Here is an 8,641-nt window from a genome sequence, read left to right on the forward strand (position 1 = left end):
CCCTTTCGTAACCCCACCTCCTTCAGAAACTTTGCATGCAATTAACCCCATTTATGTTTTACTCAGAATTAGCAGAAGAAAGAGCCACGGCCCGAATCCCAAAAAGGATTCGGGCCGTAGCTTTTTCAAGGCAGCTGCGAAATTTTTTTTTCGAGGGTGTCCCCTCAAAAGTAACCACTCATGATAATCAATTAGTAAACACCGTAAATCAACGGTAAATTACACAAAAACAACCACATAGCGGCATAATTATTCACTTCTCGAAAAACAGCCTGGCCGGGGAAACAAAAAGCGAAAGTTGTTCCGGAAAAATCCTCAGACGCTGCCGTCCCAGGCCGCAACATCAGAGCATCTCTCCCCAAGATATAAAGTTCGTGCGCCCCACCCTCGCCGCGTATTTGTTTTTGCGGCCAGAGGTCGCTCTACAGCAAGAGGAGAAATGCTCTAAACAAAAAGGGACACGGCTGAACCGTGTCCCTCGTATTCGCAGCAGGCGAATGGATCTATCGCTTGCCCTGGATCATCTTCGCGTTTCCACCGCCGGCATTCCGCTTCGCAGCGCGCTTTGCTGCAATGGCCTGCAGCTCTTTGCCTATCGACGAATTGTTGATCGACATCTGGATGATGAAGTTGATGATCTGGCCCGTGCCCCAGTAGAGCGCCAAGCCCGAAGGATAATGCCAAAGCGTGAATCCGAAGATCAACGGCATCATGATTGCCATCATCCGCCGCTGCGATGGGTCCATGCCCGGCGCCGGTGAGATGAGCTGCGTCACCAGCATGCTCGCGATAATAAAGATCGGCAGAATGTGCAGCGGGTCCGGTGCGGACAGGTCCGTCAGCCAGCCCCAGTGCGCCTGGCGCAGCTCCACCGCATTCTGCAGCACACGGAAGTAAGCAAAGAACAGCGGCATCTGGATCAGCAGCGGCAGGCAACTGCCGTACATGTTGATGTTCTCTGTCTTGTAAAGCGCCATCATCTCCTGGTTCATCTCGGCGCGCTTCGGGTCCGTCGCTTTGAGGTTCGCGTATTTGCGCTTGATGGCGTCCACGCGCGGTTGAATCCGCTGCATCTTCAGCGAAGACTTCATCATGCTGATGCGTGTCGGCAGCATAATGAGGTTAAAGATCGCCGTTAGCAGCACAATGTCCCATCCCCAGTTGGGAATGCCGTGCTCGTTCAGGAACCGGAGCGCCCAGAAGAGCGGCGTCGCGATAATCGTCAGCCACCCGTACTGAATCAGCGAGTGCAGCGTCGGGCCGGTCGGCTTGCCATCCGCGCCGATCGCGCGGACGCCGGAGACCAGATCCGTCTGCTTCGGCCCCGCATAGAGCCGCAGCGAAGTGTAGCCGCTTGTGTCGCCCACCGCCAGGCCGACTACGTGAGCCGGCTTCTTCCCGCTGTTCGGGTTCGATGGATCGGAAAGTACATCGAGCGTATTGTGCAGCGTCACCATCGTCGTCCGCGCAGGCGCATCCGGCAGAAACGCCGCCGCAAAATAGAGATCGCTCAGCGCCGCAAACTCAAAGGGCTGCGTCAGCGTCGCGCCGCCGCTCACCTCCGGCTTCGACCAGAAGAGAAATCCGCCGCCGACAGCGCCCATCGAATCCGTCTTGCCATCCACCGAGTAGGTAATCTGCGAAGCGGCCGAGATCGGCACTCCGCCGCGATCCGGCGGCTTTGGCCCGAACTCCTCCATGTCGCCCAGACCCGCGGGCCATGTGAGAAGCGCCAGCACCGGCTGCCCGTTGCGCTTCACCTGAAACTCCGCATGGATCACATAGCTCGAATCAAAGTTGAAGGTCTTGATGACATCGAGGCCGTTCTGCTCGTAATGAAAGCCCAGCGCTCCCGGCGCGGTCAGAACGCCCGTACTCGAAGCCTGATACAACGCCGAATTCAGCTGGCTCGTCAGCGACGAATCGTAGGTATACAGCGAGAGCGGCTTCCCGAATTTATCCGAGGCTTCCTTCTGCACCAGATCAAGCGGGTGTCCTTCGCTGTCCTGGTAATGCTTGTCCAGCAGATACCAGTGCTTCACCTGCGCGCCGCGATTGGTGAATACGATCTTGTAATTCGCATTCTGAACCGTCGTCTCGCTCTCGGCTGCGGCGGTAATGCCGGGCGCGGTTCCCGCAGGCTGTCCGGAATTGGCTGCCGGACTCGCGTTCGAGGCAGCGCTTTGTGCCTGCATGCCGTTTGCACTCTGCTGAGGCTGCTGCTGGGTCTGCGCGGGCTGCTGCGGAGGCTGCTGCTTGGGCTTGAAGAAGACCTGGTAGCCAAGGAAGATGGCAACAAAAAGACTGCCCACGGCAAGCATGGAACGCAGATCGCCGCCGCCGCCACCACTGCCGCCGGGGCCGCCCTGCGATTGAAGATTAGGATTCTGAAATTCGGGCAAAGGATACGTCCTGTAGTTTCAAAGCGCGGCGTCATGGTCTCCAGACTCGCACCGCTTCTTCTTATGGTAAAGGTTCGTGGAGATGTGGATGAGAGTGAGGCAGCGGAACTGGGTCAAAGCCGCCTGGGCTAAAGGGATGGCAGCGCAAAAGCCGGCTCGCAGCCATTGCCGTACCGCGCGCCGCGCCATGCAGCGTAATCGCCTCTGCCGCATACTCCGAGCAGGTGGGCCGAAACTTGCACCCCCCGATGCCCAGCGAATGCAGCGCGGGCGAAAGCCAGCGCTTGTAAAAACCGATTGCTGCAAGCAGTATGCGCGTCATGGTTGCTTCAGACCTGGCTTCAAATCCGTTTGCGTGCTCGTCCCCTTGCGGGTCAGCTCTTCTTGAGCCTGCAGCAGAATACGCACAATCTCCGCCTCAAGTTTCGCAAAATCGATCGTCAGCACCGTGCGGCGCGGATGAAGGATCAGGTCGGCGCTCGCAGGGAGCAGATCCACGTGCCGCCGCAGCGCCTCGCGCATCCGCCGCTTGATGCGGTTACGCTCATGCGCCTTGCCCAGCACTTTGCCTGCGGTCAGGCCAACCCGCGCGCCTGTTTGCTCGCCGTTTTCAGATGTACGCGGAGCCAGAAACCAGCTCATTGAAGCCGACTGCCGCTTGCGGCTCGCCGCCGCATAAGCCTTCTGATAATCGGCGTGCTTGCGCAGGCGCGCGCCCTGGAGAGAGCGTTTCGGCTGCGCCGGATTCGGCACGGTCTGCGGCTGAGTTGTCATCTGGATCAGCACTGCCGGAGGGGTTTTGCGGGCCGGTACGAAGGGGTGTTCCGGCCCCATGTGAAAATTAGTCGCGGAAGCCGGCGCTTACGGCGACGCGCTTGCGGCCGGCGGCACGGCGGCGGCTCAGAACGGCGGCGCCGCTCTTGGTCTTCATGCGCGCGCGGAAGCCGTGCGTTTTTACTCGGCGATGACGGTTCGGTTGAAATGTGCGCTTGGGCATCGAAATGCGCTCCTGTTTCCTTGCTGAAATCTTGGCCGTGACGGCAAGTATTGAGTATATCGAAAGTTGGGTTCGAAATCCAGCCCGAATCTTCTTTAGCCTCAAGCTCCATTTCCCACGGCTTTAGCCTTCGCAGAGGAGGCAACCCCAACCACCCTCCATGTCTCTAAGCGAATCAGGCGAACCAGTCCACAATCTGCCTCAATACTTCACACGCAATTGCAAATAAAATTCACCGATATGATTGCAATTTTATAAACAAAAATCTCTCTTTCACCATCAACAGTGCAACAAGCGGCCAGAGCACGAAAGTTATGTAAATGAGGCATTGCAACCATGTCTAAATGTGCTACTATCGGACCCGTTCAGGAAAAGTTAATCGCGTCCCCCGAACGATAAACTTCATGCCCTTGGCAGTATATTTACCGGGCATATCAACACTGATCGGCAGCTTTGGCAGAAACACGGTGGGAAGCCTCGTGCTCCCCGGCGAAATAGTTTTATTGCCAAAAATCAGTTGAAGCAATCGTTTTGCGCGGACGCCGGCAAGGATTTTTAGATGGCATTTGCAATGTCTCCGGCAGCACCGCCCAATCCCTGGCTCCAGATTCTCGGGGCGCTCGAAAAGAAGCTGGCTCGCAACTCTTTCGAGACCTGGCTCAAGCCCACCCGTTACAGCCACGCTGCGGGCCGCACGCTGTACGTGCGCGTTCCCTCGCCGGAGTTTCAGCACATCGGCGACAAGTATGGCGATGTGATCCAGGAAGCTATTGACGTCAACGCGCTTGAGTTTGACAACGTCTGTTTCGTCACCGTCGAAGACGATCCCTCCATTCCGCCGCAGCGCAAGGACGGTGGCTTTGGCCCCCTGCCCGCGCATGCTCCCACCGCGCCGCCCGCGCCCAACAATGCGCTGCGTGGAGCGGATCATCGCGCCCAGGATTCTCGCGCCCTGGATCATCGGAGCCTGGATCATCGGGGCCTGGACCATCGCTCGCCCGAGCAGCAGCGCTTCGATTTCTCGACAGCCGCTCAGCTCAACCAGCGCTATACCTTTGATAACTTCGTCACCGGCAGCGGCAACCAGTTTGCCCGTGCGGCCTCGCTGGCTGCTGCGGAACGCCCCGGCAAGGCTTACAATCCGCTCTTTCTCTACGGCGGCTCCGGCATGGGTAAAACGCATCTCATGCAGGCCATCGGCCATGAGGTCAAAAAACGCCAGGCTGCTGCCAATCTCTGCTACGTCACTGCGGAAAAGTTCCTCAATGAGATGATCAACTCCATCCGCAATGACCGCATGATCGGCTTCCGTGACCGCTTCCGTAGCGTGGACGTGCTGCTCATCGACGACATCCAGTTCATCGCGCAAAAGGAGCGCGTGCAGGAGGAGTTCTTCCACACCTTCAACGCCCTGCATGAGAGCAACAAGCAGGTCGTGATCACCTCGGACCGCCCGCCCAAGGAGCTCGCCGAGATCGAAGAGCGCCTGCGCTCGCGCTTCGAGTGGGGCCTCATCGCCGACATTCAGCCGCCCGATCTCGAAACCAAGGTCGCCATCCTGCAGAAGAAGGCCGAGTCAGAGCAGGTCACGCTGCCCACCGATGTTGCGCTCTTCATCGCCTCAAACGTCCGCACCAACGTGCGCGAGCTCGAAGGCGCGCTGGTTCGTCTCGGAGCATGGTGCCAGGTCAATCACATTGAGATCACGCTGGCCGCCGCGCAGCAGTGCCTCAAACAGTTCATTGACATGCAGGTGCGCAAGGTCACGCTTGAAGCCATTCAGCGCGCCGTCGCCGAGCACTTCGGCATGCGCGTCGCCGACCTCAAGCAGAAGAACAACTCGCGCAACGTCGTCGTGCCCCGCCAGATCGCCATGTTCCTGGCCAAGCAGATGACTGAAGCCAGCCTGCCCGAGATCGGCCGCCAGTTCGGCAACAAGCACCACACCACGGTCATGCACTCCATCGCCAAGATCGACGAGCAGAACCGCAACGACAAGGACCTGACCCGCACCCTCAACAAGCTCCAGGAACAGCTGAACGGGTAACTCGCAACAGACACCATAGCAAAAGGGCCGCGCAAAGCGCGGCCCTTTATGTTTGCACCAAAGTTCTCTACTCTGCCGATTGTGCAAACTCCGTAACGCTAAGCACATTGCAATCCGGATCATGGAACCACGCAATGCGCGCACCGCTCGGCGCATCCCAGATCGCACTCGGGGTCACATCGTTGACTCCAGGAAAACGCAACAGTGGAACACCTGCATCCGCAAGCTTTTGAGCGATAGCATCGATGCTCTCCACATCCCAGCCCAGCACAGTAAAGGGAACAGGAGTGTGCTTGCCAACATGGGTCACGCGCAGCATCGTGCCGTTGGCGTCAAAGACAAGGGCAAAAGGAGATTCGTCTTCAGCCATACTCAATCCCAGCACGCCTTCATAAAATGCGCGCGCCCTTGCAAAGTCCGAGGTGGCGGCAAATGCCACCAGCTTGCTTTTGCCGAGAATACTTTCATTCGTCATCGTTCGCTCCAAAGCAACTTTCCAGACAACCCATACACTTGGCAAGTGAAAATTGGCTCGCACCCACATGTAAATTCAAAAGCAGCGAGCGCCCCCGCCACGATTACTGCCCCTGTATCACCAGATCCTCAGCCAGCCGGAACTGCACCACGGCCTCTGCCGGAATATCAATATCGCGATTGCCCGTGAGCCCCGCCGCAGCCGTGCCCGCGCCGCCACCCACCAGGCCGCCGACCAGCAGGCCTACTCCGCCGGTGGCCACGCCGCCCACAAGCATTCCCAGCCCGGAGCCGCCGCCGATAAATGCAGCCGTCCGCTTGCCCTTGCCCTTCTTCGTGCGCTGCAGGTCCGCCGTCTTCAGCGGATACTCCTGCCCATTCACCTCAAGCGCCGTCAACCGCAGCTCAAGAATGGAGCGGCCCTTGAAATGTCCCCTCCGGTGCGCCGCATCCACCACGCCCTTCACCCGCGCGCCCTTGGGAATCAGCGCGCTTCCATCGCTCGCCATCACTGGCTGCACAATCTCCCCGATAAAACCCTCGCCCGCATGCGATGTCTTTACGCTGATGCGCCGATCGATCCGTATAGCCAACTGCGTTCCGGCAGGAATCGTTACATTCACCGGCACCGGAGCTGGCGGAGGCTGCGGCACAGCCGACACCTTCGGATCGGAGACCGCGGGCTTCGGCTGACCCGCAGTCGCAGGCGCAGTCGTCGTTGTAATCGCCTGCTGCTTCTGTCCATTCGCAGGCGGCTGCACCACGGTCGTCGTCGTAGTTCCGTTGTTGTCCACGGAAACCACCTGCTGAGGCTGACCCGAGGAGGCGGCCTGCTGCTTGGCCTGATCAAGCGCCTTCTGTTCCTTGGAAGAGCATCCCGCCAAAACGCCAAAAGCCACAACGCCGGCTGCAAACGCAAATCTGCGCAAAGCAAACATAATCTATTCTCCTGCTCGATCTTTAAAGAAAGAAGAACGAAAAAGCCGTAAGGTTAATTAGATGCGCAGAAACACAAATCCGCTGGCTTTGCATACCGACATGGCCGCAATCGCGCCAAAAACAGCAGAGTAAAATCTTTGTCTTCATAGATCGCTAGTGCGTCGCGCGCCGGTGTAGCGCCGGGGCCCCAGGCAACAACTCTAGCCGCCGGAAAATTTATCGCCGCCCAAACCGCGGCTTCGCCTGCGACGCCACCGGCAGATGCGTCTTGCCCGCCGGATACACCGCCAGAAAGCGGTCGCGACCTTCGCCGTTGCTTGCAGTCTCCACGCCCTCAATCTCGCGCAGCACAATATGCAGCACACGCCGCTCGCGGCTGTTCATCGGCGGAAAAGCAAACGGCACACCCGACTCAATCACCTTCGCCGCCGCCGTCTCCGCGGCCATCTTAAGCTCCGCCTCGCGCAGCGCCTTGAAGTTGCCGGCGTCAAAGCTGACCAGGGTCTGCTCGCGCTGATCCAGCCGCAGCACCTGCGCCGCAATCGTCTCAAACGCTCTCAGCAACTCACCGTTGTGCTGCGTCAGCAGCGGCGTATCCGGTCCGGCCAGTTCCACGCTGAGCGCGGCCGCATCGTCCTCTTGCGGGTCGCCCGCGGAGATACGGTACTTCAGCCGGAATCCTCCCAGCTTGTTCACGTTGGCGAGCAATCCGGCAATTTTTTGGGCAGCCTGCGGCAGATCATCAATCGGCATAACAAATCAGTATCGCAGACCGAGCCGGGAACCGCGATTAGCCGAAGTGGGTGGCAGTGTCTCAATTTGAATTGCTTTGTAACAGGGCACGACTTTAGTCGTGCCGAAACGGCCATAAAAATGAAATTGGGCTTTAGCCCCTGCGGGATTTTTTCAAACTGAGACACTATCTAGTCGGTCAGTTTGAAATTCCGGGCGCAGTCCGGTGGGCGCGTCGCGCGATTAAGCAGGAACGTACGTCAACCGAATCAAGTCATCGGCGATTAAATCGCTGGCCACCAGGTGAAGCGGCGGCCGGGGGCCGGCGAAGAATGGCGTGCCACCACCAAGCACGACGGGGCGGAGGTAGAGCCGATACTCATCGATAAGACCGGCCTCGGTAAGGCTTTGCGCCAGGACTGGTCCGGCAACTTGAATCTCCCCAGCCAACTCGGCCTTCAGCCTGCGTATCGCCTTCTCGAAATCATCCGCGACAAGCGTGGCGTTGGGGCCAACTGACTTGAGCGAACGCGACACGACCCACTTCGGCTGGCTCCGCCACGCCACCGCGAACTCGCGATCCTCCGCGTCCCAATCAGGGAGATCTTCTTCCCAATAACGCATGATCTCGTACGTGCGGCGACCGTATATCGAGCCCGTCAGGCCACGCACCAGTTCGATGAAGTGACGAAAGGCCGCGGGTGCAGGCGGCCCAAGCTTCATGTGGTCGACGTAGCCGTCGAGGGACTGGCTCAATCCGTAGACAAGTTTTGCCATGCTGCAAATCTCCCTTCCACGTTCTTCACAACAGCCTGAGCCGACGTCGCGCGAAGGCGAGGTGGAACACTATCTCCGCGCCGCATTGCCGGTGTGCGCATTAACCAGAGGTCCGTTTCCCAATCCCGAGATTCAAACTGACCCACTACCCGGCCACCTTAAAATTCCCTTATGCTAAGGATGTTACCGTCTAATTCATAAAACTGGGTACTGGCTCAGTTTGAATTGTTTTGTAACAGGGCACGACTTGAGTCGTGCCGAAAATCCGGCTGA

Annotated in this window: 9 protein-coding genes; 1 reads left to right on the top strand and 8 read right to left on the bottom strand. The window is 58.6% G+C overall.

The window, feature by feature from the left end:
- Positions 1–503: 503 nt before the first annotated feature.
- The 4 genes from yidC to rpmH all read right to left on the bottom strand — a co-directional run bounded on the left by yidC (position 504) and on the right by rpmH (position 3,399).
- The gene (gene yidC, locus ABSG47_RS19165) at positions 504–2,402 is read right to left on the bottom strand and encodes a membrane protein insertase YidC (protein ID WP_424171584.1); all 1,899 of its coding nucleotides are present in this window, start codon (positions 2,400–2,402) and stop codon (positions 504–506) included.
- 61 nt (positions 2,403–2,463) lie between these two features.
- Positions 2,464–2,724: a membrane protein insertion efficiency factor YidD gene (yidD, locus tag ABSG47_RS19170; protein ID WP_424171587.1), complete on the bottom strand. Its 261-nt coding sequence runs from the start codon at positions 2,722–2,724 to the stop codon at positions 2,464–2,466.
- Entirely contained in the window at positions 2,721–3,236 is a 516-nt protein-coding gene (gene rnpA, locus ABSG47_RS19175; RefSeq protein ID WP_424171590.1) for a ribonuclease P protein component, read from the bottom strand. The genes yidD and rnpA overlap by 4 nt, the downstream gene beginning before the upstream one ends.
- Before the next feature lie 7 nt (positions 3,237–3,243).
- Positions 3,244–3,399: a 50S ribosomal protein L34 gene (gene rpmH, locus ABSG47_RS19180; RefSeq protein WP_424171593.1), complete on the bottom strand. Its 156-nt coding sequence runs from the start codon at positions 3,397–3,399 to the stop codon at positions 3,244–3,246.
- A gap of 559 nt (positions 3,400–3,958) precedes the next feature.
- Here rpmH and dnaA point away from each other — a divergent pair.
- Positions 3,959–5,446, top strand: a complete 1,488-nt coding sequence (gene dnaA / locus ABSG47_RS19185) for a chromosomal replication initiator protein DnaA (protein WP_424171596.1) — start codon at positions 3,959–3,961, stop codon at positions 5,444–5,446.
- Positions 5,447–5,513: 67 nt separating this feature from the next.
- On the opposite strand, the gene ABSG47_RS19190 is transcribed toward dnaA, so the two are convergent.
- The 4 genes from ABSG47_RS19190 to ABSG47_RS19205 all read right to left on the bottom strand — a co-directional run bounded on the left by ABSG47_RS19190 (position 5,514) and on the right by ABSG47_RS19205 (position 8,368).
- Complete coding sequence (locus tag ABSG47_RS19190) at positions 5,514–5,921, bottom strand: VOC family protein (protein WP_424171599.1); 408 nt, start codon at positions 5,919–5,921, stop codon at positions 5,514–5,516.
- 103 nt (positions 5,922–6,024) lie between these two features.
- The gene (locus tag ABSG47_RS19195) at positions 6,025–6,858 is read right to left on the bottom strand and encodes a hypothetical protein (RefSeq protein WP_424171601.1); all 834 of its coding nucleotides are present in this window, start codon (positions 6,856–6,858) and stop codon (positions 6,025–6,027) included.
- 217 nt (positions 6,859–7,075) lie between these two features.
- Positions 7,076–7,612 (bottom strand): Jag family protein, encoded by a 537-nt coding sequence (locus ABSG47_RS19200; RefSeq protein ID WP_424171604.1) that lies wholly within the window; start codon positions 7,610–7,612, stop codon positions 7,076–7,078.
- A gap of 222 nt (positions 7,613–7,834) precedes the next feature.
- Positions 7,835–8,368, bottom strand: coding sequence for a dihydrofolate reductase family protein (locus ABSG47_RS19205; RefSeq protein WP_424171607.1), 534 nt, complete (start codon positions 8,366–8,368; stop codon positions 7,835–7,837).
- Between the last annotated feature and the right edge of the window lie 273 nt (positions 8,369–8,641).

Source organism: Occallatibacter sp. (assembly GCF_049510455.1).
Lineage (GTDB): Bacteria > Acidobacteriota > Terriglobia > Terriglobales > Acidobacteriaceae > Telmatobacter.